Genomic DNA, 25823 nt, shown 5'->3' on the forward strand with positions numbered 1-25823 from the left:
CCAGGAGATCTGCATGATGTCTGCACCCAAAATTACATTTATCGGCGCTGGTTCGACAATTTTTGTAAAAAATATTCTTGGTGATGTGTTTCATCGCGAGGCGCTGAAAACGGCGCATATTGCTCTGATGGATATTGATCCAACTCGCCTGGAAGAGTCGCACATTGTGGTGCGTAAGCTGATGGATTCAGCAGGAGCCAGCGGCAAAATCACCTGCCACACGCAACAGAAAGAAGCCTTACAGGATGCCGATTTTGTCGTGGTGGCATTTCAGATTGGTGGTTATGAACCTTGCACGGTGACTGATTTCGAGGTCTGTAAGCGCCATGGTCTGGAACAAACTATTGCCGATACGTTGGGGCCGGGCGGCATTATGCGCGCGCTGCGTACCATTCCGCACCTGTGGCAAATTTGCGAAGACATGACAGAAGTCTGCCCCGATGCCACCATGCTCAACTACGTTAACCCGATGGCGATGAATACCTGGGCGATGTATGCCCGCTATCCGCATATCAAACAGGTAGGGCTGTGCCATTCGGTGCAAGGAACGGCGGAAGAGCTGGCGCGTGACCTCAATATCGACCCTGCTACGCTGCGTTATCGTTGTGCGGGTATCAACCATATGGCGTTTTACCTGGAACTGGAGCGCAAAACCGCCGACGGCAGTTACGTGAATCTCTACCCGGAACTGCTGGCAGCGTATGACGCAGGGCAGGCACCGAAACCGAATATTCATGGTAATCCTCGCTGCCAGAACATTGTGCGCTATGAAATGTTCAAAAAGCTGGGCTACTTCGTCACGGAGTCGTCAGAACATTTTGCTGAATATACGCCGTGGTTTATTAAGCCTGGCCGTGAGGATTTGATTGAGCGTTATAAAGTACCGCTGGATGAGTACCCGAAACGCTGCGTCGAGCAACTGGCGAACTGGCATAAAGAGCTGGAGGAGTATAAGAACGCCTCCCGGATTGATATTAAACCGTCACGGGAATATGCCAGCACCATCATGAACGCTATCTGGACCGGCGAACCGAGCGTGATTTATGGCAACGTCCGTAACGATGGTTTGATTGATAACCTGCCGCAAGGATGTTGCGTGGAAGTGGCCTGTCTGGTTGATGTAAATGGCATTCAGCCGACCAAAGTCGGTACGCTACCGTCGCATCTGGCAGCCCTGATGCAAACCAATATCAACGTACAGACGCTGCTCACCGAAGCTATTCTCACCGAAAATCGTGACCGTGTTTACCACGCCGCGATGATGGATCCGCACACCGCCGCCGTGCTGGGAATTGACGAAATATATGCCCTTGTTGACGATCTGATTGCCGCCCACGGCGACTGGCTGCCAGGCTGGTTGCACCGTTAAGGGTAAGGGGTAATCGCGTCCGGCGCTTTGGTGATTAAGCCATAGCGCCGGAGCTGGCGACAGTGAAGGCGAGCAAGCAATATCACCGTAGTTAATGCGCCCAGCAGCGCGCAGAACATATCGGACTGCGTGTCCCACTGGTCGCCCTGGGTGCCGAGAAAATCATCCGCTCCCTGACCCATCGCCAGCGCCGCCCACCACTCGATCAACTCATACATGGCGCTTATCGCCAGTGCTACGCAGCAGACCAGAAACGCCACCATTTTGCGTCCGCGCACGTACATCCCACGCACGAGGATTTCTCGCGCCACCAGTGCAGGCACCAGCCCCTGGAAAAAATGCCCCAGCTTGTCATACGGATTACGGCTTAACCCCAGCCATTCCTGTACCTCAAAACCGATGGGGACTTTCGCGTAGGTGTACTGACCGCCGACCATCAGGATGATGGCGTGAAAGAAAATCAGTGCATAGAGCAGCGGCGTTAACGGATAACGTCTGGCTGTGGTAAGCAGCAACGGTACGACAATAATTACCGGCGTCACTTCCATCAACCAGGTGAGTTTGTCATGGGCCGAAATGCCTGTGTAAATCAGGATTAACGTCAGCGCCAGTGCGCCAGTGTTAAGAATTAACGGCTTGAGTGTGCGGGTCATGGTGAGTTCGCAAGTCAGGGAAAATACTGACTATTCACCAGCAAGCGTGAAATTACAATCGCAAAAGAGGTGGCCCAGGGGGATCACCTGGCAGTATGCCGCCAGGCGCTGGGCCGAAGAAGTTACTTAGTGCAGTTCGCGCACTGTTTGTTGACGATTTGCTGGAAGAAGTCGTTGCCTTTGTCATCGACCAGGATAAACGCCGGGAAATCTTCTACTTCGATTTTCCAGATAGCTTCCATACCCAGTTCCGGATAAGCGACACATTCCAGATGCTTAATGCTCTGCTGTGCCAGCACTGCCGCCGGGCCGCCAATGCTACCGAGGTAGAAGCCGCCGTGTTTATGACACGCGTCGGTGACTTGCTGACTGCGGTTACCTTTCGCCAGCATGATCATGCTGCCGCCGTGGGATTGCAGCAGATCCACGTAAGAGTCCATACGGCCTGCGGTGGTTGGGCCTAAAGAACCCGATGGATAACCGGCTGGCGTTTTTGCCGGACCTGCGTAGTAGATCGGGTGATCTTTGATGTACTGCGGCAGTTCTTTACCGGCGTCGATCAGCTCTTTCAGCTTGGCGTGCGCAATATCACGACCAACGATAATTGTGCCGGTGAGTGACAAGCGGGTGGATACCGGATACTGCGAAAGCTGGGCGAGGATCTCTTTCATCGGACGGTTGAGATCGACTTTCACCGCTTCGCCTTCACCCGCCTGACGCAGCTCTTCAGGAATGTACTGGCCTGGGTTGTGTTCCAGTTTTTCGATCCAGATACCTTCGCGGTTAATTTTCGCTTTAATGTTACGGTCAGCGGAGCAGGAGACGCCCATACCCACCGGGCAGGATGCGCCGTGACGCGGCAGGCGGATCACGCGGATGTCGTGAGCGAAGTATTTACCGCCAAACTGCGCGCCGAGGCCGAGCTTCTGAGCCTCTTCCAGCAGTTCTTGTTCTAACTGAACATCGCGGAACGCCTGACCGTGTTCGTTCCCTTCAGTCGGCAGCTCATCGTAATAGTGAGCACTTGCCAGCTTGACAGTTTTTAGGTTGGTTTCCGCAGACGTGCCGCCAATCACAAACGCGATATGGTACGGCGGGCAGGCTGCGGTGCCGAGGGTACGCATTTTCTCAACGAGGAAGTTTTTCAGTTTACCCGGAGTCAGCAGGGCTTTGGTTTCCTGATAGAGATACGTTTTGTTGGCAGAACCGCCGCCTTTGGCGACGCAGAGGAATTTGTACTCGTCGCCATCTACCGCGTACAGGTCGATTTGCGCAGGCAGGTTAGTGCCGGTGTTGACCTCTTTGTACATGTCCAGCGGTGCGTTTTGTGAATAGCGCAGGTTATCTTCGATATAAGTGTTATAGACACCTTTTGACAAGGCTTCTTCATCACCGCCGCCGGTCCACACTCGCTGACCTTTTTTACCGACGATGATCGCGGTGCCGGTATCCTGGCAGGTCGGCAGTACACCTTTGGCGGCGATTTCTGAGTTTCTCAAGAATTGCAGCGCCACATACTTATCGTTTTCACTGGCTTCAGGGTCGTGAAGAATAGAAGCGACCTGTTGCTGGTGTGCCGGGCGGAGCATGAAAGAAGCGTCATGGAAGGCTTGCTGCGCCAGCAAGGTCAGGGCTTCAGGTTCCACCTTCAGGATGGTTTCGCCGTTAAATTCGGCAACACTAACGTAATCGGATGTGAGCAGATAGTACTCGGTATTGTCTTTCCCCATCGGGAAAGGCGTCTGATAAATAAACTCTTTATTTGACATAGCTTCCAGCCTGTAACTCTGTATTTGTTATACGAAAATGGCGTGCCGCACAGCGACGGGCAGCACGCAGAGTGCAATTACAAGAACCCGTACATCGCAGCGAAGATCCAGCCGAAGACGCACGATACGCTCACACCAATCAACCCTGGCAAAATAAAGCTGTGGTTGATGACGAAGCGGCCGATGTGGGTGGTTCCGGAACGGTCAAACTGAATCGCTGCCAGATCGCTCGGATAGGTCGGCAGGATGTAATAACCATAGCAAGCCGGTGCTGAAGCCACGATGTATGCCGGGTCAACACCAATCGCCAGTGCGACCGGAACAATCGCTGCCAGTGCAGCGGCCTGGGAGTTAACAAACTTGGAGACCAGCAACAGAACAATGGCATAAGCCCACGGATACTCTTTCACCATTTCGCCCAGTACGCCCTGAATTTCAGACATATGCGCACCGAACATGGTTTCTGCCATCCACGCGATACCGTATACCGCCACGATGGCAATCATACCGGAACGGAAGACTTCATTTTTTGAGATGGACGCGGGATTGGTTTTGGTCAGGATAATAATCAGCGCCCCGGTCAGCAGCATAAACATCTGGATAACCAGTACCATCGACAGCGGCTTGCCGCCAAAAGACGGACGCAGGTCTGAATCAGCACCAAGAAGTGCGACCACCGCGATTGCCCCGAGGAAGATCCACATTGCCAGCCAGTTGCTTTTCGGTAGTTTTTTATCCAGCAGCGTGGCGGTGTCACCGTAAACGTACTCACGGTTTTCCGGTACGGAGATGAATTTCTGGAACTCTTCGTCTTTGTCCAGATCTTTACCACGGAACCAACTGAAAATACCGATCGCCAGGATACCTAACAAGGTAGAGGGGATGGTAATCGCAAGCAGGTCGAGGAACTCAAGGTGACGACCATCAAAGGTTACGTTCCCCAGCATTGCGACCAGCGATACAACGGCAACTGACACCGGACTGGCGATAATCCCCATCTGCGCGCCAATAGAGCTCGCCGCCATTGGGCGTTCCGGACGGATGTTGTTCTTAATCGCAACGTCGTAGATGATCGGCAGGATGGTGTAAACCACGTGACCCGTACCGCAAAGAATGGTCAGCGTACAGGTGACAAATGGTGCGACGATGGAAACATATTTCGGATTGCGACGCAGCAGTTTTTCGGCAATTTGCAGCATAACATCCAGGCCGCCAGAGGCTTGCAGGGTCGCCGATGCCGCCACCACCGCAATGATAACCAGCATGACATCAACCGGTGGTTTACCCGGCTGAAGATGGAAGACGAAGACCAGAATGACCAGGCCGATACCGCCTAATAAACCCAGCGCGATACCGCCCTTTCGGGCACCATAAAACAGACATATCAGTATTATGATAAGTTGGATGGTAAATAACATGTGTAAACCCTCGCGATAATCCCATTTAAATTCTTGCCAAATAGATCACAGCCACATTCTGTTTTGGATGAACTGTTATCAGAGACTGACTAAATATCCGTTTGGTCGTAACTGGCTTGAGTAAATACTTCACAGTGAATATTGGCTGATTCAGACAGCGGTAAATTTATGCACTGTGATAAGTGACTTTTTCAGAGGAAAATACTCTCTGGCGATGGGGTTATAGTTTGTGTTTCGCAGATGTTAAAGATCTGTTTTGCTCTATCTTGTTGATATTTATTGGTATAATTTTTGTTCTACAGACAGATATCATCAAGTTTATAGATTATTCTGATCTACCTATTTGTGGGTAAAAATACACATAATACGGGTGACATAATAGTTAATTAACTTTTGTTAGCGTTTTGAAATTAAAAACTCTATTTATCCGAATTGATATTAATTCGCAGGGGATGAAGAGGGATAATTATATTTGATCTGGCACAAGTTTTACTGATGGCTGATGTAACTTGTGCCAGTGCTGGTTTGCATTACTGCAATAATTGTTACTTCCAGATAACTAATAACGCGTTATTGGCAATATTGCTTCAGTAATGAGTAATGCTCTGCCTGAATACGGTAGCGATAAACCGGACGACCGGTGACGCCATAATGGATACTGGTAACTAAAATGTGACAATTCACTAGCCAGATCAGATATTTGCGGCAGGAAACGCGAGAGATGTTAACCTCGTTGGCCAGCTCGTCGGTTGAAAATTCATAGTCCTGGTGAGCGTCAATCCACTGGCACAGCGTGCGTAAAGTCTGCGGCGTTAAGCCTTTCGGCAGTCGGCGGGTATCCTGTTCGTTAGATGAGTTGCCATGAATTAGCTGATCCAGCTCGGCCTGGTCATAGTATTGATGTTTCTCCAGCGCCATTTTCTTTTGTCGCCAGCCGATGAGCGCCTCTTCAAAACGTGATGCCTGGAACGGTTTGATCAGGTAATCAACGACGCCATAATGCAGAGAATCCTTAATGGTTGCGGCATCAGCAGCCGAGGAGATGACAATCACATCGCTTTTGCATCGAGCGTTGTGCAGGACAGGCAGTAAATCGAGCCCGTTTTCTTTTTGCATATAGATATCGAGCAAGATCAGGTCGATAGGCGTTTCGTTGTTGAAGATAATCTCTTTGGCTTTCTCCAGTGTCGAGGCTGTTCCGCAGCATTGAAAACCAGGGATCTGCGCCACGTATCGGCGATTCAACTCCGCCACCATTGCGTCGTCATCGATAATTAATACATTGATCATTTGCTCGACCTCTCCCCATCCCAGGGTAACTGGACAAAAAATTGTGTGAAAATCCCGGGTTCCGATTCCACGGCAATGCTGCCACCGAGATTTTCAACCTGTTGTTTGACAAGTGCCAGACCGACGCCTCGTTCACTTCCTTTTGTCGAGACACCTTTTTCAAAAATGTGATCGATTTTGTCAGGGGAAATTCCCGGACCATCATCGTTAATTTCACAGTGCAGCCAGCCGTGACGGTAGTGCAACGTAACGCTGATTTCACCACCGGGTTCTTGCCCTAATGCCTCCAGCGCGTTTTCTATCAGATTTCCCAGCGCGGTAATTAACGTTGCGACTTGATCTTCACTACCGCTGTCTGGCAACTGGCTCTCACTATTTAAAATCAGCGTATGGCCTAAATCGGTCGCGCGGTTAATCTTGCTGATTAAAAAACCAGCGATAACCGGAGATTTGATTTTACCCAGCAAAGAGCCAATCTCTTCCTGATAGTTGTTGGCTGTTTTTAGAATGTAATCTTCCAACTGCTTATAACTCTTCAGATGTAATAATCCGAGAATCACGTGTAATTTGTTCATAAATTCGTGGGAGCGTTCACGAAGTGCGTCGGCATAGTTGACCAGCCCATCCAACCGTTGCATTAGCTTACGAACTTCCGTTTTGTCCCTGAAGGTAGAGATGGCTCCGATGATAACGCCATTGCTGCGTACAGGTACGGTGTTGATGAGTAATAGCCGATCTTTGACGGTAACCTCTTCATCTCGTCGCGGCGTGCCGTCGCGTAATACTTCCGAGACATCCACCACCTGCGACCATGCCTGACTCAGTGTCGACAGCTTTTCATCATCCTGGGATTTGTGATAATTAAGCAATTCTTGCGCGGCATCATTAATTAGTGTGACTTCGCCGCGCGCGTCTACGGCAACGACACCTTCTTTGATCGATTGCAGCATTGCCTGGCGTTGCTCAAACAGAGTTGAGATTTCGTAAGGCTCCAGGCCGAACAGGATGCGCTTAAGTACTTTGACCAAAATCCATGTACCCAGCCCGCCAACCAGTACACCAAATAAAATTGACCAGATAATGCTCCAGCGACTGTCATTGATCTGCTGCGTTACGCGGCTTAGCTCCAGACCAATCGCCACCACGCCGATCTGCTTATGATTTTCGTCGTAGATAGGGGTAAATACGCGTAAAGCCTGCGCCAGAAAACCGCGATTAATCGCGACATTTTCCTCGCCGTTGAGCGCCTTCAGGATGTCGTCCCCTTTAAAGAGCTGACCAATGCGTTGGGTTTCAGGGTGCGAGTAGCGAAGACTTTGCATATTGGTAACGACAATAAACAGCAGATCGTTGCGTTTGCGTACAGCTTCAGCGATGTCCTGGATACCGCTCTCCTGCGGTTTTTTCTGCAAGCCCTGGCGAATTTCTGGCGAGTCGGCAAGGGTACGCGCCACGGCCAGCGCCTTGTTAGCCAGCCCGTCACGCGTCATATCGCTAATTTGCGAGAAGTAAACCAGATGCACTACCAGCAGCACCGAGAACAGCACTGCGCTGACCATTAAGATCACCGTGGTACTGAGTTTCATCGGACGTTTGCGTAACATGCGGCAGGGCAGTGAATGTCTCATCAGCTTCCTTGTATGACAAATTTCCTAAGCATTATCTCTGATGCTGCGGGTAATTCAAAGGGAGTAAGGGGATTGGCCATTCGGGGAAGCTGATTTAGTAACTGAAACTGCTGGTGTCGTCTGGCGATTCGAGAGCTATGCTTATAGCGAAAACCATACTTATGAGGGAGGGAAGGTCATGGATCAGGAACTACTGGACGTTGGTTATCGCTGCTATACCGGCGAAAAGGTCGATGTCTATTTCAACACCGCAATATGTCAGCATTCCGGTAATTGTGTTCGCGGTAATAGCAAACTGTTTAATCTCAAACGTAAGCCGTGGATCATGCCGGATGAAGTAGACGTCGCTACCGTCGTGAATGTTATTGATACGTGCCCCAGCGGCGCACTGAAATACCGTCTTAAATAAGCGAGGGGAAAATGGAAATACGTGAGGGTCATAATAAATTTTACATCAATGATGCGCAGGGAAATCAAATAGCTGAAATTGTCTTTGTGCCAACCGGAGAGAATTTGGCCATTATCGAACATACCGATGTTGATGAAAGCCTGAAAGGGCAGGGGATTGGTAAACAACTGGTAGCGAAAGTTGTGGAAAAAATGCGCCAGGAAAAACGGAAAATTATCCCACTGTGCCCGTTTGCGAAACACGAATTTGATAAAACGCGTGAGTATGATGATATTCGCAGTTGATGGGGCGAAGGCAGGAAGGACGTTTTCCCAAAAGCAAAAAACCGCCTTGTAGGCGGGTTCTCAGGAATTAGTGGTGCCCGGACTCGGAATCGAAGATTTCTTCTATCATGATGATCATAGGGGATAATCTGGTACTGATTGGTTGAGTACCGCAGTGGTAACCGCAATTATTAACGGTGTGTTTGATTAACCTGGTTAAAAGCCGGGGGAGCGTTCCCCGGCACCCTCTCAATAATAGGTAAATGTAACCGGCAAACTGGCAGTATAACTCCCGGCAGGAATCGTCCCTGTACGCGGTGAAACTTTGACCATTAAGCTTCCGTCAAACTGTTTTGGACTCACAAGAAAAGGGGCTTTACTCAACTCAACCGGTGAGCCAAATGTAACGGCTCCCCCGCCTTTTTTCCATGATAGCGTAAGATCTACCATATTGTTGGAAGTCGTGATTTTAGAGTTATTGCCTCCAGTAAACGTCACTTCAAATTTGGTAATATTACTTAAGCAATTTATTAAAATTGGGACTTCAACATTATTGTCACCTAATAAAGCGCCTGATGTCGTTATAAGGGGAAGCTGAACATTTTCAGGCAGACCAGTTCCATTATTGATCTGACATTGTGGATTGGTCACGGTCATGTTGATGGGTAAGCTAACGTTTGCTTTTTGCGCAGCATAACCCGCCAACGGTGTGGATGCGCTTAAGAGTCCCATAAGCAAGGGAAAAAGGAGACAACGCTTGTCAATCATAGGTCACCTCGACCGTCAAACTGGTATTAACATTCCCTGCCAGGAGCGTTTCACCGGGAATTTGTTTGGGTAAAAGCTGAAACTGGCCAAGCGTTTCACTATTTTTACTTAATGCCGTCGATGCAGGTGCAAAAGGCTTATTCAATTCAAGCGGCGCAAAATCCGTACCGGTTGCATTTTTCCATGACAACGCAAGCCCAACGCCAGATAAACCCGTTTTCATCAGACTGGTGCTGCTCGCAGCAACGCCAGCGGCCGGCGAAAATTTTATGGAGATCCCCGTTGCAGGCCAACTGCAGGAAATATTCAAATCGACGGTCTGAGCCGTTGTTGCGCTATTTTCAAACTGACTAAAGCTGACCTGTTGAAAGTTAAGGTTTGCCGGAGAGAGTGACAATGCACACGTGTTTACGGCTAACTCGGCGTTTATCATCACTCTCTTCTGTACTGATTTCGACGCAGAGGCGTTGTGAAATGAAAAAAGTATCAAAAAAAATAGTAACCATCTATGCATAACGTCATCCAGCCTATCTGTATATTAGCGAAACATTCAGGTACGTTGAAACCTTCCCGACAGGAAGTGGGGTTGAAGGCTTAACGTTAATTCTGAATGTCGCAGTAGCATCAAGATCATATTTGTATGGCTCAAATATTTTATAATTCGTATTTAGAGGGATGGTCTGTAAATTCCCATACTGTCTGGTTATTTGAAAATTTAATTTTCTTCCATTACTATCACTGGCACTAAACAACCCATTTGCTGCATCAACCACGTTCTCCGGGGCAAAACGAACATATAATCCATTAATCAATGCTTTATTTTTACAAGAATAAGAAACCATAATTTCTTTATATATACTGCTATTAACATCATTTGGGGTTAATTTACCAAAGTCAATATTTTCAGGATACAGAGACATCGAGCAGGTGCCAATGTCATTAAAAATAAAAGTCATCATTGCCCCCAATATAGAACTGACATTTATTGCGGGACTGTTAACTAGTGTATTGCCTGCTGAAAGTATCGGTATATTAACAGTATACTCACCGGCTTGTGTGTTTTGTATCCAGTATTGATCATTTACCACAAGCCTGGCTTTTCCCAAAGAAGTACCTGCAGGCCAGTGGGCTTTTCCATCCCAGTCGACGGATTTAATGTTGTTAGAGGAAATGAATCCATCACTGCACGTCATCCCCTCCAGTTGCCATTCAATGTTTGGATAGGGCGTCGTTATGGTGGTGGGGGTTTTACAGCTTCCTCCACCAGTCATTTTTAGAGTCATTTTACTCTTCTTGACTGCATTTTCTATATAATCCGGTTGACAATCAATGCTATTACTTAGAGTTACATTCATAAGTAGCAATGGGGCATTATCCGCCGACGTGTAACCTTTCATAAAATAGCGAGAATCATTGGGATCAATTTGAAAAGCTATTCCTCCTCCGCTACAGTTTGCCGCTATGGCGGGTATGGAACTAAGTGATAAAATAGCAATGAAAAGAGCAAGTATGAATTTATACATAGCAAACACCTAATGCGCCTCAGGATTTAGTTAGTTTATACTCTTTATCAACGCCATAATCATCGAATGCCACAATACTCAAACTGTTGTTGGTGACTGACTTACCGAGCGATACTTTTTCACCTGGCGCAAAAGCAGATAGTTTGTCTTTAATATCTTCGTTAATTTTAATTGAATTTCCGTTTTGTTTAACACTGATTATCGCAAAATAGTAGGGGGTGTCGTTCCAGAGAACGGTGTTCCCCTCACTGCTTATCGTCTTAATATTCTGCTCGGCGTTTTCCCTTTTCTTTTTCAATGCGTCAGGACGATAAAACATTTTGACCTGAGTATGCAGCGCAATCGCTAAAGTATTAGCGCCGTCTTTCGGCGCTTTTGGGATCTCCTGAACATTGATCCAGAACAGCGATTCTTTATCTTTCGGTAGTGCATCATTAATTTTCAGGATGCGTAAGATTTGTTTATGCTGATCCGCCACTTTAAAAAAAGTTGGGCTGGGCACAAAATAGACATTTTTATCGTTTTTATCTTGGTTTTCAATCCATATCTGTCCACCATATTCCTGAGTAGACTGGTTATCAACCTGTACAGAGATATTCTCTCTTTTTTCATCAAAAACATAACGTGTGCTGTTAAGGACGAAAGCCGCATGAGTTGATGCCGTAAATAAACACAGTGATGCGAACATGAATAATTTCTGTAGTGTATTTTTCTTAGCCACACTTAATCTCCTGTACTTTACCCATATCTTTCTTCAGCGATCGAGAGTCGAATTTGCAATCACCGACAGAAATTATCCCTTCATCTTTATCTTCCAGATTCATTAATAGAATACCGCCGTTGTTGACGTAGCCGATTTCCTGATTTTCCGCGTTTTTAGCAATGCTCCCCATTGGAATAACGAAACCATTACCGCTGATGACTTTAACAATATAGGTGTTGATTTTTCTGTATTTCACCTTTTTATAGATAATCGCGTTTTCTGTTGGCGTTACATTGATTGCGTTTTCGGTTAATTCAACGCTCTGCGGCAGGTTGTCCGCATTCACCGTGATGGTATTATTGTTATATGCCGTTAGCGGTATGACCGCGCGTCCTTTTTTATCGCCAGGCATGGAACCATTGAATACGACGCCAGGAATATTTTCCATCTGGACAACTGCAATTTCATCATTTTTCACAGGGGTAAAAAGGATACCTGCATCAGGCACTCCGATAATACTGCCGCCAACCTGGAATGACGAACTCGATGTGCTCCCCATTTGCGAATAGCTTGCCGAGGTTTGTAAGCCATCAAACAGATAAGAAGCAGAAACTGCGCTTCCTGTAATGTTGCGTGACTGGTTGATGGATGCGTTATAGCTTAAACGTGAATTAATACTTCCGGAAACGCCGGTGTTGAAATTGGTACCGTTACGGCGATCATAGTTTATACCCGAGAAACTATATTGTGATTTATCAAACACGCTAAAGGGCACGCTAATAGAGAGTCCGGCGTTATAATCGTTTTCCATGCCCTGAAGTCGGGAATATCCGGCATTCAGAGATACCGAAATATTATTAAAGCTCTTACTGAGATTTAAGTTTGCACCTACTTCACTGGAACGGTCCCAGTAGTCCTCCTTCCAGGCCGACATATTTAAGAATACATTCATTTCCGGTAATTGATAGGTAATAATTGATTCATACCGCTGTTTAGGTCTGTTGTTTAACAGGCTGTAATAACGATAGTTGAAATCTGAATAATCAATATAATTCTCGGAGTTAAAACGATAACCGATTAGCTGTAAATTCGCGTTTTCCCCTAAGGCGCGGGCATATTTTACCGATGCGCTAAAACCATTCATGGCTTTGCCGTTATGATATTTGGCCTGCGACAGGTTGCCGCTCATCGCGACTGCGCCAAACCAGCCAAAAGAACGGATAAATCCCAGGCCAACGTTAGTATAGTTTTTGTCCACCAGTGCAGATGTATTGAGCGTAAAGGGCACAAAACCGTAATCATAGGTCATTTGCGCGAATAAGCTGTCCTCATCACGCTTGTCACTGTACTGATCAACTTTGCTACCTACGGCAATATTGTAATTATAATTGCCAGGTTTCAATAAATTCGGCAGAACAGCAACCGGGAAACGCTGTTCTTTGACCGTGCCGTCCTCTTCATAGATCTTTAAAATAATATTGCCAGAATACACACCAGTCAGATCATTAATCACAAAAGGACCTGGCGGAACCACGAATGATTTCAATGTGTACCCGCCTTGTTCGACAGTAACGCGGGCATGCGTTCTGGCAATACCGTTGATTATTGGGGCATAGGATTGTGAGTCCCAAGGATACATATCCTGATTGGACTTTAATTGTGCGCCATAAAAGGTAAATCCGTCATTCAGGGTATTGTAGGACTGGGTTTTACCAATCAGAATATCTGATTTAATCGATTTAATTGCATGCATTAACAGCAGGTTATTGCTCTGAAATTTTTCTCCCTGATACGCGTATCCCCTGCCAAGCAGAACCCATTCGCCAATGTTAACCTGACCGTCAATATTACCGTATGTTGTCCGCTCCTGGTTGCTGGATTTTGAAGTATTCAGATCATACGCGAGTTTGAAACCGGGAGTGCCATAATCCCAAGGGCCGCCTTCTTTTTTGGTATCGATAAAACCTGCCTGTGGCATATCGATTGAAAGCTCTTGCAGGGAAGAATCAAATTTTACCCGACTGTTTTTATCTTTATCAATAAAGTAGCAGTTGCGTGCTGGATTAAGAAACGCTTTATAGAATTCCTTATTGATATTAATACCTTTTCCATGTAACCATTCATCTGAAAGGCAAATATGTTCAGCATCATCATTGCTAATTGCTAATTCTACAGAGGTCGCTATTTTGGAACCATTAAATAGAAGATCAATTATATATTTTCCGGGGATGTTTTGTCCGCTATTCTTCAGTACCTCTGGCACTTCGTTGCTACCGCCGCGGATAAAACTATAATTGAATTCGTCGGCAAGAATTTCATTTGACCATAAATGAAAAATGATAGCGATACATAATACTTTTATCTTCATTTTAAAACCTTGCCGACGTAAGTTATCCTTCAATAAAGGAAGTAAACTTACTTCCTTTGACTAAGGCGAATTATTTATATGTGACTACATAACTTGCAGATGCGGTAAACAACCCTGGGGTTGCACCACTAGTAGGTCTAACTAGTTGGGCAGTATAGTCAAATGAGGTTTTAGAACCAGTATAATTGAAGGATGTATTCCCTTGTTTAATCATAGTATTAGCAGCCGCATTCGCGGAATTGGTCGCTTTTACCTGAAGATAAGCTGTCGTACCTCCAGTAGTGGAGTTAGTGATACCTGCCGCGTTTAGGGTAGAAGACGTCCAGTCAATACTAGCGGAAGTTTTAGCAATGCAGTTTTGATCTGCTGGAACCAATTTAAAGGCTACGGCGGTACCATTAGTATTATCTGCTGTTGACAGTACACCTAAATTAACATTTGAAATATTTCCACCTTGACTATCTTTAAGCGTAAGTTCACAGGTTGCACTAGAAACGCTACCCGTAAAGTTTACAGTACCGGAGTTTGGTGCAGCCATAGCATTAGACGCTACACCTAAAACTGCCATAATTGCCGAACCTAAAATCAGCTTTTTCATTTTATACTCCATAAATAATAGGCTTAATTCTTAAGTCAGCTCATAACCATCTTAATGAGCGATGCAGAATATATTGCACTGGAAGTTCATAATCAAACGCCAAATAATCATCCGTTATTTTTCTATCATATTATTTTATTTTTGATGTACCTGCTCATGAAAATTCAACTTATTGTCACTAATCCTTTTATTTTTATTAAATGGTTAAAATACAGAATGGGGGTAATAAATTCTTTATCAGGATGTCTCCTCAAGATATAAAAATAAAAGGAAAACCTTTTTTTATTGACGGCTACCAAAGTTTATTTAAATGTCAATTATTTAAGATTTAAGAAGATAGTTACCTGGAGATAAAGTGAATAAAATATATGCAATAAAAAAGAACAAAAAGGGCGAGGCGGTTGTCGTTTCAGAAGTTAGTGAAGGTATAAGGAAGCGCGTTACTTCACGACTATCGTTGAACATTCTGTTAATGATTGGATTAGGGTTATTATGTTCTGCCTTATCACGGGCTTCGGTGACGACAAACTATATTCCTTACCAGACCTACCGAGATTTTGCTGAAAATAAAGGTCTTTTTAAACCTGGCACCGTGAACATATCTTTTTATGATAAACAGGGCTATGTCGTTACAAGCTTAAGTAAAGCGCCAATGATTGACTTCAGCTCTAATGACTCTACTGGGGTTGCAACATTGGTTTCGCCACAATATGTCGTCAGCGTTAAGCACAATGGTGGTTATCAATATGTGAAATTTGGCTATGCGGATGATTCCTCCTATACCCTTGTTGACAGAAATAACCACTGGAGAGATTTCCACACTCCCCGTCTCAACAAAATTGTTACTGAGGTTACACCGCTAGATATAACCAATGCGGGCACAGCTAATGGAACCTATCAAAATGCTAACCGTTTCCCTGTGTTCTATCGAGTTGGTGCAGGGACTCAATATGTAAAAGATACCAACGGAAAAATTTCCCATTTAATGGGGGCGTACTCGTATAAAACAGGTGGAATAGTAAATACGCCGTTTATATCTGACTGGAGTTTTGTCACGAATACTACTAATACTCCGCTCTCAACATACGGTACTCCTGGTGACAGCGGTTCTCCTCTTTTTGCCTGGGATGCAGACCAAAATAAATGGGTTTTGTTAGCCGTTCTCAATTCATATGCAGGGGTCAATGGCAATACTAACTGGTACACAATAATTCCTGCCGGTGATGTAAAAAATACGATGAAACAAGATGCCGATGCACCGGTAAATAAAAAACAAGGTGATGGGGATATTCATTGGTCATATGACGAAAAAACGGGGCTTGGTTCATTAACCCAGGGAAGCACATCATGGGAAATGCATGGAAATTTGGGCGCAACATGGCCTGCTTCGCTTAATAGCGGTAAAGATCTAACTTTTCAGGGCGGTGGTACTGTAGTGTTAGAAAATACCATTAATCAGGGGGCTGGCACACTTACTTTTGATGATGATTATATTGTCAAGCCCGTTGATACTCAGACATGGAAAGGTGGCGGAATTATTGTTAATGGTGAGCATCTTGTCGACTGGCAGATTAATGGGGTTACTGGTGATAGTTTGCATAAACTGGGTACGGGGACGCTAAAAATTAGCGGTACTGGTGTAAACCCAGGAAGTTTAAGTGTGGGAGACGGAACCGTAATATTAGCACAGCGTGCTGATGATAACGGACTGAGCCAGGCGTTCAGTTCTGTCAGTATTGTAAGTGGGCGTCCTACTCTGGTGCTAAGCGACGACAAACAAATTAATCCAGATAATATCAAATGGGGCTATCATGGCGGCAAGCTCGACATTAATGGAAACGGTTTGACTTTTCATAAACTTAACGGGGCTGATGATGGAGCTATACTGACTAACAGTGGCTCCATGGCTAATGTTAATCTGGATTTCAACAGCCCAGATACAACAGCCACGATTGCTAATATCTGGCACGGCCATTTCACCGGCAATCTAAATATCAATAATGAGGTTACAGCAGGAACACAGAATGATTTCGTTATTGATGGGGGAGTGGATACTCAGGGGAGTATAACCCAGCAAAATGGTCGGCTATTTATGCAAGGACATCCGGTTGTTCACGCCGTCAGCAGTCAGGACGTAGCAAATAAGTTAAAGGCACTGGGTGACAATTCTGTACTGACCCAACCGGTGTCATTTACTCAGAACGATTGGGAAAATCGACAGTTCAGTATGGCTGAGCTTAACTTACAAAATGCTGAATTTAACCTTGCAAGAAACGCCAGCCTTAATACGAGAATTAATGCCGACCATTCTATCGTTACATTAGGTAGTGAGGATCTTTACATTGATCTTAATGACGGAAATGGCGTGGCAACCAAACCAACATTGGGTAAGTCAAAGGCAGCCGCTGAAGATGATCAGAGTCGTTTCAATGGACATGTACAGTTGAAACAAGGATCGGCACTAACTATTAATGAACATTTTGTCGGTGGTATTGATAGTACAGATAGTGCGACGACGATAACCTCTACAGATACCACTCTTAATCAGCTCAGCCGTTTCACCCAATCTTCTTTGTCATTAGGTGAAGGGGCAAAATTGACCGCTACAGCCGGACTGCTTTCTGACGGGACAGTAAACAGTAATGCGGGTTCGAGTCTTTCCTTGCTATCAGACCAGCCAGGAACGATGTATTCCGCCCAAAGCTGGGAGCTTAGTGGACAAAACACGAGCTTAAATGTTGGCGCGGGTGGGATCATCACTGGAGATATCAATGCCAATGATGCGGCCAACATTAGCTTTGGCACGACTGATATTAACCAATCCACAAATTACTATGGAAATATCAGCGCGCCGTTGGCAAGTGTAACAATGAAGGACACTGCCTGGCTGGCAAATGAGCAGTCGGTGGTTAAGTCGCTCACTTTGAATGGTTCAACACTGAGTTTTAATCGTCTCGGGCAGGGGGGACTGACGGCAGATACGCTGGAGGCCACTAACAGTTCGTTCATTATTAATGCCGATGGTAAAGCAGCAGATACGGTGACGGTAAACCAGACGTTGACAGGGGCGAATAACACACTAGTTGTTATTCCTACGACGAATTCAGTAAAACAGGCCGGTTACCCTGTGTCATTGGTTACTGCCCCGAAAAATACACAAAGCGATATATTTACACTTAACCCGGTTTCAATAAATTCGGGGTTCCATAGTTTCACACCGCAACTTGATGTGTTGGAGACCGACGTTAATAAGCAATGGCGTCTGGAGGGATTTTACATACAGCCTGATAAAGCCGCTTTGCGGACAGGCAAGAGTTTTATGGATCTCGGTTATAAAAACTTTATTACAGAAATTAATAATCTGAATGATCGTATGGGTGACTTACGCCATACCCATGGTGAAACAGGAGCCTGGGCTAGACTTAACAGTGGTTCGGGCTCAGCTACTGATGGATTTACCGGAAGTCATACGCACTTGCAAATTGGGGCAGACAGGAAACATATAATTGAAGGCGGAGAGTTATTTACTGGGGTCACGGCGACATTTACAAACAGTAATAACCGGGGAAGTGGATGGTCAGGAAGAACCAAATCAACGGGTATTGGTGTGTACGCTTCAGCTATGTTTGACTCTGGACTCTATGTAGATACTATCGGGAAATATGTGCGTCATGACAATCATTACTCATCAAGTGCGTTAGGAATGCCAGAACAAGATTATGGCTCGCACTCTTGGTATTTGGGCGCTGAGGCCGGTTGGCGTTTTTCCTTACCTGACGAAACATATATACAGCCGCAAACAGAGTTGATCTACGGTACTGTATCTGAGAATCAGTTTTCCTGGCAATTCAATGGGGCTGAGATCAATATGCAACGTAAGCAGATGCAACCATTGATTGGTCGCACAGGCATTGAATTTGGCAAAACATTCAGGGGCAAAGACTGGGAAATTACAGCATTGACTGGGATTAATTATCAGTACGATTTATTTAAGCCTACTGTGACAGCATTCAAGGATCTGGCAGGTGATACATATATTAATAATGGTAAAGATAGCAGAGTGGTATTCAATGTCGGGTTAAATACTAAAATCAAAGAAAACACCAGGATAAGTCTGAATATGGAGCGATCTGAGTTTGGTTCTTACAATATTGATAAGTTAATTAATGCTAATATTCGTTATACATTCTGAGTCGTAGAGTAGATAAAAAAGAAAACCTGAACATATTGTTCAGGTTTTCTTATTGATTGATTACTATAGACAGTCAAATATACTTATCTGCCTGACATTCGGTAGTGTAAAATTTTATCTTATGTTGCTATTTTTTAGAATGGCCTTTTTCTTTACTTTAGCTTATAGTTGAATTCAGTTCAGGTATCTAATGTTTTTATATATGCTATGACCGTTGCTCTAATAATGGTTACAAAAGACATTTATTTAAAAAATGGTATCTTATATTTTGCAAGCCAGGATGAAGGGTATAAATGTTTTGAGTTCAGTGGGCGTGCCTCTGTATATGAGGCCGTTCAGCAATATAGTCATGTTTATATAGTCTGCGATAATAATAATTATTTTTTATACAGTCTTCTTTTTTCTGGGGGGCCTGTTAAGTGCATATGTGCTGATAATGTAACTATACACTATGGAAATCGGTTATCAATTGATTATACATATCCACCAGAACAAATCTTGTACTCTCTTAATGATATTGAACGAGAGATTCTGTACCTCTACTTTATTAAAAGGAGGAAAATAAAAGAAATTTCAAAGATCACATGTTTAAGTGTAAGTAAGGTCTATTATAGAATAAGAATGATAAAGATTAAGTTTGGTGCTGAGACGACACGGAAGCTCCCAGTTCTGTTTAGATGTTATCTGTAACATCAAATGATTTGATTTCTGTCTTTTCATATTTTTTCATAACGTAATTATTATCAAAGTTAATAAATTCTATCATCATAGAGACTAATTATTTAGAGTCTCTAAAGTTAGTCGCTATGTCGATGAGAAACTTTTTACTGAGAGGTATTCATCTTTGCGTTATTTTCGAGTTTACAGAGAGGATACCCCATGACATTATATTCTTACAAAGCATGGGGGTGACTGTATGAATAGTCAAAATGCTTTAAGTAATATGAGGCTTGCTGTTAGAGGAGATATACCCGGTAACTCTACATTAGTTCTTAAAAAGATTAGGTTTTACAATTGTGCTATTATTTATCTTCGCAATGCCCAATTACTGGTTAAAACGATAGATGGAGGGATTATTAATATTCCACCTGAATCAATATGCTATATTGAGAAAAATACAGTCATTGATGTTACACTTAACGTGTTAGGTGAAGGCATGCCTTATGATATCTTTCATATAGATAACAATATGTTAAGTTGTATCTGTAAAGTCATGGAACCATTGTTACTGAATCCACATAAAGTTGGCCCTATGCGAAGTAGAATTTTTAATTGCATGGCGGATAAGACAGATACAGAGATATTTAAGATGATAATAGAAGCAAATGTTCCTCATCATAGACTAATTTATAATATTACTTATTTGTTATCTAAAGTTGATGATATTGAATCTTTGGTTTGCTCATTATCAGTTTCAACAGACTCTACTTTTACAGAAAAATTAAAGTTAATAATAGAATCGGATCTTTCAAAACCATGGCGACTGGTTGATCTGGCAAATATCTTACATATGTCAGAAGTCTCAATTCGGAAAAAACTTGAAAAAGAGAATAATAATTTTAACAATTTGGTTCTGGATATTAGGATGCAACATGCAGCAAGACTAATAACTACGTCTGAAAAACATATTAATAGTATATCTGACGAGGTCGGATATGTTAGTACATCATATTTTATCCGTAATTTTAAAAGTTATTTTGGTATAACACCAAAACAGTTCTCCTTGAAAGTGAAAAGGAAATCATAATTAATATTGCATATCTAATAGCGATAGAAGCAGTTCTTACTGATTTTCAATCTATTTCCTGTGAGGTGAAAAAGGTATGCATTTTTAATAAGTTTTACCCATCCATGATGAGTTTCTTTTCTATATCTTAAGAATAATGTTATTTTTTAACCAAAAGTGATGCTGTTGCGCAGGGAATATTTGGGGTATATCCCATAGAACTGAACGTTCATTCCCCCAAAATGAGAAGTTGAACATGCTTCCATAGCGATTAGTGTTCCGGACTCGAATCGTTGAACGATATCCTGCAATTTGGAGCATGAGATGTTTCTATTCTATGCAACAGAATCATCATTAATCCAGACGCAGACCTGAAAAACAGGCTTGGCAATATAACAATCCTGATCGTGTTCATGTGATATTACTCCCGGATTAATGCAGTCAGTAAAAGCATGGCACTGACTGCATTAAGAAGGGACGTCCATCATATCACGAAACAAAAGCTCCCACCGACATCGCCACTGAAGTCCTGCACCGTATCGGTGAACTTGTAACTATCCAGTATAATCATTCTATACACATTTATTGGCTTGAGGAGTCAACTACTTCTTAATTTTGGAGAGAAGAGTGTCAGGTGATACGTTAATTCGCCATTATCTACATATATAGCGGTTTACTTAAATAATAGCGAATTATTTACCCATGGGCTCAATTAATCTTCGAATATAAAAACATCCACAAGCTAAAACTATTATTGTTTTTCGAAAAAAATAAAAGAATATGATAAAATAATATTAGTGTGCGAAATAAATGAAGAATTGCGCCTCGCAATGATATAAAATAAAAAACAATAAATACAAAAACACTTGAACGCCATATGGGGGCGTTTATTACTTACTTTTATTTTTGTAGCTTTGTCCTTCATTATGTAATGTGGATATGGAGTTGCTATTATTTTCTAAATAATCTTAGGTGGCGCAATGCAATTTAATTATTGCAATGTAAATATGCTAATTGCACTACTATAAAATCTGTATTGTGGATGTGCTTTTTACATGCGTGGGCTGAATTTTTATTTTTTTACTGCAATTAATAAAGGTAACTGGAAGCTTATTTTTTAATAAAGGCATAGTTCTATTTGTTGGTATTATGTTATAAACGTTATGGAGTCTTACCCGTGAACAGAATATATTCACTTAAGTATTGTCACCTTACTCAAGGGCTTATAGCTGTATCAGAATTAGCATCCCGAGTATCCTCTAAAACTGGTCGAAAACTTCTCGCTACATTTATAGTTTCCGCCTTGTCTTATGGTGCTGCTGAATATGCCTATGCAGCACAGATGGATACCCGAAATTTCTGGATCCGTGATTATCTTGATTTGGCACAGAATAAAGGTGTATTTCAGCCTGGAGCATATGGGGTAAAAACGCCATTAAAAAATGGTGGCGAATTCAGTTTTCCTGAAGTAACGATCCCTGATTTTTCTCCAGTGTCCGCTAAAGGTGCAACAACTGCTATTGGTAGTGCCTACAGTGTTACCGCAAGCCATAATGGCACTATTCACCATGCCGTTAAAACTCAGACATGGGGACAGTCAGACTATCATTATGTTGATCGGGTGACCAAAGGTGACTTTGCGGTCCAGCGTCTGGATAAGTTTGTTGTTGAAACAGCTGGTGCAACAGAGCATGCTGATTTCAACTTATCAGCAGCAGAAGCATTAGAGCGTTATGGTATTGAATTCAATGGAAAGAAACAGATAATCGGTTTTCGGGTTGGAGCCGGAGCAACCGGTGTTACATCTTATGGGGTGGGACAGGCATATAATCCATTATTACGCAGTGCTTCTATGTTTCAGTTAAACTGGAACAATATGTTAGCCACGAATAATACAGGCGGATTTTATAATGAAGTGACAGGAGGAGACAGCGGTTCCGGATTTTATCTTTATGACAATCAGAGAAAAAAATGGGTCATTCTTGGAACAACATATGGTAAAGCATTCTCCAGTAAGGATACCTGGGCCTTTTTTGCCCGATATGATCAGAACACTGTCGATACCCTGAAAAATACTTTTACTCAGGAGGTGAACCTCAATGGTCAGAAAATGACCGTCAATAATAAAAATATTACTGTTAACGGTAACACAACCGCTATTGAACTGACCAAGAATAATAAAAATAAAGATTTGAAATTTCATGGTGGCGGAAACATTGAACTCACCGATAACCTGAATTCAGGAACTGGAGGGCTGATTTTTGATGAGGGACAACATTACTCAATCACCGGGAAAGATAAAACATATAAAGGTGCGGGTATTGATATCGGAAAAGATACGGTTGTCGACTGGTCGGTAAAAGGGGTGGCAAACGATAACCTGCACAAAACAGGAGCCGGCACACTGAACGTTAACGTGGCCCAGGGGAATAACCTGAAAATGGGTGACGGTGCTGTTGTTCTTAATGCAGCAAAGGCCTTTAATGCTATCTATGTTGCCAGTGGCCGTGGAACGGTCAAACTGGGGCAGGCTGATGCGCTGGATAAGAACAGTGATTACAGAGGTATTTATTTTACCAGTCGTGGGGGGACTCTGGATTTAAACGGGTTCAGCCAGTCGTTCAAGAAGATTGCGGCAACTGATGTTGGTACCATTATTACTAATACTTCTGATAAAACAGTGACACTTTCGCTACAAAACCCCTCCCGCTATGTATATCACGGCAATATCACGGGAAATACGAATATCGAACACACTGGGACACAGAAAAGTGCTGACAGCAGCCTGATTATTGACGGAAACATTGATACGCACAATGACATCACCATACGGAATTCCCAGCTTCGGTTACAGGGGCATGCCACAACACATGCAATATTCCGTGAGGGCCCCCGATTCTGCTATGTCCCCGGAGTTCTTTGTGACAAAGATTATGTTGCTGATTTTGCCAAACTGGAAAGTGAGGCAAATAAGAAAAATAACAGTGCCTATAAAACAAATAACCAGGTGGCTTCTTTTGAACAACCTGACTGGGAAACCCGGCATTTCCGATTTAAGACTCTGAATCTGGAAAACTCAGAATTCACAACTGCACGTAACTCAGTTGTTGAGGGTGATATTGTTGCATCGAATTCAACGCTGAAACTGGGGGGCGACGTTCCGGTATTCATTGATATGTATGATGGCATCAATATCACCGGTAATGGTTTTGGCTTCCGCCAGGACGTCCGGGAAGGACGCTCAGCAGACGATGGCAGTAGCAGCTATACGGGCAATATTACGCTGCAAAAAGGCTCCACGCTGGACATCAACAACCGGTTCACTGGCGGGATTGAAGCCCATGACAGTACCGTGACAGTTACCTCACCAAATACCCTGTTGCGGGACAACGGTATCTTCGTGAATTCCACCCTCTCTGTTCGGGACGGCGGTCATCTGACGGCACAGAAAGGGCTCTACAGTGATGGTCGGGTTCAGATTGGGAAGAACGGTACGCTTTCCCTGAGCGGCACGCCGGAGAATGGCGCTGATAATACCTGGATGCCTGTACTGACATACATGACAGAAGGCTATGATTTAACCGGCGATAACGCCACGCTGGACATCAGCCAGCAGGCGCATGTTTCCGGGGATATTCATGCAACCAGTTCATCCACCATTCGCATTGGCTCCGAAAACCCTGGTTCAGTTTCCTCTTCTGTCTCCCCTGTTCTGGCTGCCGGGTTGTTCAGCGGATATAACGCGGCGTACTACGGCGCCATCACCGGCGGTAAAGGGAACGTCATGATGAATAATGGCCTGTGGCAGCTGACCGGAAATTCCGACATCAACAGTCTGACGACCCGCAACAGCCGGGTACAGTCTGAAGAAAACGGTGCCTTCCGTACCCTGACGATTAAGACACTTGATGCCACGGGCAGTGATTTTGTCCTGCGCACTGACCTGAAAGACGCCGATAAAATCAGCGTGACGGAAAAAGCCAGCGGTTCAGACAACACCCTGAATGTCAGCTTTATGAAGAACCCGACCCCGGGGCAGTCCCTGAACATCCCGCTGGTCAGCGCGCCGGCCGGAACATCAGAGGATATCTTTAAGGCCGGCACCCGGGTGACAGGCTTCAGTCGTGTGACGCCGACGCTGCATGTTGACACCAGCGGCGGCAGTACGAAGTGGATTCTGGATGGTTTCAGGACGGAAGCTGATAAAGCGGCTGCAGCGAAGGCGGACAGTTTCATGAATGCCGGCTACAAAAACTTTATGACGGAAGTTAACAACCTGAACAAACGTATGGGTGAGCTGCGTGACACGAACGGTGATGCCGGTGCCTGGGCCCGTATCATGAACGGTGCCGGTTCAGCCGATGGCGGGTACAGCGATAATTACACTCACGTTCAGGTCGGTTTTGACAAAAAACATGTGCTGGATGGCGTGGATCTGTTTACCGGTATCACAATGACCTATACCGACAGCAGTGCAGACAGTGATGCGTTCAGCGGGAAGACAAAATCCGTGGGGGGCGGTCTGTATGCTTCAGCACTGTTTAATTCCGGTGCCTATATCGATTTGATTGGTAAATATATTCACCATGACAATGACTACACAGGCAACTTTGCCGGTCTGGGTACGAAGCACTACGGAACGCACTCCTGGTATGCCGGCGCGGAGACGGGTTACCGTTATCACCTGACGGAAGACACTTTTATTGAGCCTCAGGCCGAACTGGTTTACGGCGCAGTGTCCGGGAAAACATTCCGCTGGAAAGACGGTGAGATGGATCTGAGTATGAAGAACAAGGATTTCAGCCCGTTGATTGGCAGAACAGGGATTGAGCTGGGCAAAACATTCAGTGGTAAGGACTGGAGTGTGACAGCCCGTGCCGGAACCAGCTGGCAGTTTGACCTGCTGAATAATGGCGAGACGGTTCTTCGCGATGCCTCCGGAGAGAAACGGATTAAAGGAGAGAAGGACAGCAGGATGTTGTTCAATGTCGGCATGAACGCACAGATAAAGGACAACATGCGCTTTGGTCTGGAGTTTGAGAAATCCGCCTTTGGTAAATACAACGTGGATAACGCGATAAACGCGAATTTCCGCTATATGTTCTGACAGGCAGAGGCCCCTGAAAAGGGGCCTGTAGTGATGTTA

Annotated in this window: 17 protein-coding genes; 6 read left to right on the forward strand and 11 right to left on the reverse strand. The window is 44.5% G+C overall.

Annotation, left to right across the window (positions count from 1 at the left end; translation table 11 throughout):
- Positions 1 to 13 precede the first annotated feature (13 nt).
- On the forward strand, positions 14 to 1369 hold the full coding sequence (melA, locus tag HEM79_RS12085; protein ID WP_176241553.1) for an alpha-galactosidase: 1356 nt from the start codon (positions 14 to 16) through the stop codon (positions 1367 to 1369).
- Here melA and HEM79_RS12090 read toward each other — a convergent pair.
- From HEM79_RS12090 to HEM79_RS12110, 5 genes are all read right to left on the reverse strand, one after another.
- Complete coding sequence (locus tag HEM79_RS12090) at positions 1366 to 2022, reverse strand: DUF2238 domain-containing protein (protein ID WP_176241554.1); 657 nt, start codon at positions 2020 to 2022, stop codon at positions 1366 to 1368. The genes melA and HEM79_RS12090 overlap by 4 nt on opposite strands.
- A 122-nt stretch (positions 2023 to 2144) precedes the next feature.
- A complete protein-coding gene (gene fumB, locus HEM79_RS12095) occupies positions 2145 to 3791 on the reverse strand; it encodes a class I fumarate hydratase (RefSeq protein WP_016159909.1) in 1647 nt (548 codons plus the stop codon).
- Between the two features lie 77 nt (positions 3792 to 3868).
- A complete protein-coding gene (dcuB, locus tag HEM79_RS12100; RefSeq protein ID WP_000899528.1) occupies positions 3869 to 5209 on the reverse strand; it encodes an anaerobic C4-dicarboxylate transporter DcuB in 1341 nt (446 codons plus the stop codon).
- Positions 5210 to 5779: 570 nt separating this feature from the next.
- Positions 5780 to 6499, reverse strand: coding sequence for a two-component system response regulator DcuR (dcuR, locus tag HEM79_RS12105; protein WP_000611279.1), 720 nt, complete (start codon positions 6497 to 6499; stop codon positions 5780 to 5782).
- Entirely contained in the window at positions 6496 to 8127 is a 1632-nt protein-coding gene (locus tag HEM79_RS12110) for a sensor histidine kinase (protein WP_016159910.1), read from the reverse strand. The genes dcuR and HEM79_RS12110 overlap by 4 nt, the downstream gene beginning before the upstream one ends.
- A 178-nt stretch (positions 8128 to 8305) precedes the next feature.
- On the opposite strand from HEM79_RS12110, the gene yjdI reads away from it, so the two are divergent.
- Together yjdI and HEM79_RS12120 are read left to right on the forward strand one after the other, a co-directional pair.
- Complete coding sequence (yjdI, locus tag HEM79_RS12115; RefSeq protein WP_016159911.1) at positions 8306 to 8536, forward strand: 4Fe-4S mono-cluster protein YjdI; 231 nt, start codon at positions 8306 to 8308, stop codon at positions 8534 to 8536.
- An 11-nt stretch (positions 8537 to 8547) separates the two neighbouring features.
- Positions 8548 to 8820 carry a GNAT family N-acetyltransferase gene (locus HEM79_RS12120; RefSeq protein WP_000405640.1) on the forward strand — a complete coding sequence of 91 codons (273 nt, stop codon included), beginning with the start codon at positions 8548 to 8550 and terminating at the stop codon, positions 8818 to 8820.
- A gap of 228 nt (positions 8821 to 9048) precedes the next feature.
- Here HEM79_RS12120 and HEM79_RS12125 read toward each other — a convergent pair whose 3' ends face one another.
- The 6 genes from HEM79_RS12125 to HEM79_RS12150 form a co-directional block, all read right to left on the reverse strand.
- A complete protein-coding gene (locus tag HEM79_RS12125; protein ID WP_176241555.1) occupies positions 9049 to 9567 on the reverse strand; it encodes a fimbrial protein in 519 nt (172 codons plus the stop codon).
- Positions 9560 to 10000 (reverse strand): fimbrial protein, encoded by a 441-nt coding sequence (locus tag HEM79_RS12130; protein ID WP_176241556.1) that lies wholly within the window; start codon positions 9998 to 10000, stop codon positions 9560 to 9562. The genes HEM79_RS12125 and HEM79_RS12130 overlap by 8 nt, the downstream gene beginning before the upstream one ends.
- Positions 10001 to 10094: 94 nt before the next feature.
- Positions 10095 to 11090, reverse strand: a complete 996-nt coding sequence (locus HEM79_RS12135) for a fimbrial protein (protein ID WP_176241557.1) — start codon at positions 11088 to 11090, stop codon at positions 10095 to 10097.
- 19 nt (positions 11091 to 11109) lie between these two features.
- Positions 11110 to 11811 carry a fimbrial chaperone gene (locus HEM79_RS12140; protein ID WP_176241558.1) on the reverse strand — a complete coding sequence of 234 codons (702 nt, stop codon included), beginning with the start codon at positions 11809 to 11811 and terminating at the stop codon, positions 11110 to 11112.
- Complete coding sequence (gene pefC, locus HEM79_RS12145) at positions 11804 to 14161, reverse strand: PefC/AfrB family outer membrane usher protein (RefSeq protein WP_176241559.1); 2358 nt, start codon at positions 14159 to 14161, stop codon at positions 11804 to 11806. Before pefC ends, HEM79_RS12140 begins: the two co-directional genes overlap by 8 nt.
- Positions 14162 to 14231: 70 nt before the next feature.
- Positions 14232 to 14759: a fimbrial protein gene (locus HEM79_RS12150; protein WP_176241560.1), complete on the reverse strand. Its 528-nt coding sequence runs from the start codon at positions 14757 to 14759 to the stop codon at positions 14232 to 14234.
- A gap of 355 nt (positions 14760 to 15114) precedes the next feature.
- On the opposite strand from HEM79_RS12150, the gene HEM79_RS12155 reads away from it, so the two are divergent.
- The 3 genes from HEM79_RS12155 to HEM79_RS12165 all read left to right on the forward strand — a co-directional run bounded on the left by HEM79_RS12155 (position 15115) and on the right by HEM79_RS12165 (position 25784).
- On the forward strand, positions 15115 to 18951 hold the full coding sequence (locus HEM79_RS12155; RefSeq protein WP_176241561.1) for a S6 family peptidase: 3837 nt from the start codon (positions 15115 to 15117) through the stop codon (positions 18949 to 18951).
- A gap of 916 nt (positions 18952 to 19867) precedes the next feature.
- A complete protein-coding gene (locus HEM79_RS12160) occupies positions 19868 to 20698 on the forward strand; it encodes an AraC family transcriptional regulator (RefSeq protein WP_175119306.1) in 831 nt (276 codons plus the stop codon).
- A 1156-nt stretch (positions 20699 to 21854) separates the two neighbouring features.
- Positions 21855 to 25784 (forward strand): autotransporter outer membrane beta-barrel domain-containing protein, encoded by a 3930-nt coding sequence (locus HEM79_RS12165; RefSeq protein WP_176241562.1) that lies wholly within the window; start codon positions 21855 to 21857, stop codon positions 25782 to 25784.
- Positions 25785 to 25823 lie beyond the last annotated feature (39 nt).

This window comes from Escherichia sp. 93.0816, assembly GCF_013368855.2.
GTDB lineage: Bacteria > Pseudomonadota > Gammaproteobacteria > Enterobacterales > Enterobacteriaceae > Escherichia > Escherichia ruysiae.

Coding starts and splice junctions, on each gene's coding strand:
- melA (WP_176241553.1), top strand. CDS start 14: ATGATGTCTGCACCCAAAATTACATTTATCGGCGCTGGTTCGACAATT.
- HEM79_RS12090 (WP_176241554.1), bottom strand. CDS start 2,022: ATGACCCGCACACTCAAGCCGTTAATTCTTAACACTGGCGCACTGGCG.
- fumB (WP_016159909.1), bottom strand. CDS start 3,791: ATGTCAAATAAAGAGTTTATTTATCAGACGCCTTTCCCGATGGGGAAA.
- dcuB (WP_000899528.1), bottom strand. CDS start 5,209: ATGTTATTTACCATCCAACTTATCATAATACTGATATGTCTGTTTTAT.
- dcuR (WP_000611279.1), bottom strand. CDS start 6,499: ATGATCAATGTATTAATTATCGATGACGACGCAATGGTGGCGGAGTTG.
- HEM79_RS12110 (WP_016159910.1), bottom strand. CDS start 8,127: ATGAGACATTCACTGCCCTGCCGCATGTTACGCAAACGTCCGATGAAA.
- yjdI (WP_016159911.1), top strand. CDS start 8,306: ATGGATCAGGAACTACTGGACGTTGGTTATCGCTGCTATACCGGCGAA.
- HEM79_RS12120 (WP_000405640.1), top strand. CDS start 8,548: ATGGAAATACGTGAGGGTCATAATAAATTTTACATCAATGATGCGCAG.
- HEM79_RS12125 (WP_176241555.1), bottom strand. CDS start 9,567: ATGATTGACAAGCGTTGTCTCCTTTTTCCCTTGCTTATGGGACTCTTA.
- HEM79_RS12130 (WP_176241556.1), bottom strand. CDS start 10,000: ATGATAAACGCCGAGTTAGCCGTAAACACGTGTGCATTGTCACTCTCT.
- HEM79_RS12135 (WP_176241557.1), bottom strand. CDS start 11,090: ATGTATAAATTCATACTTGCTCTTTTCATTGCTATTTTATCACTTAGT.
- pefC (WP_176241559.1), bottom strand. CDS start 14,161: ATGAAGATAAAAGTATTATGTATCGCTATCATTTTTCATTTATGGTCA.
- HEM79_RS12150 (WP_176241560.1), bottom strand. CDS start 14,759: ATGAAAAAGCTGATTTTAGGTTCGGCAATTATGGCAGTTTTAGGTGTA.
- HEM79_RS12160 (WP_175119306.1), top strand. CDS start 19,868: ATGAATAGTCAAAATGCTTTAAGTAATATGAGGCTTGCTGTTAGAGGA.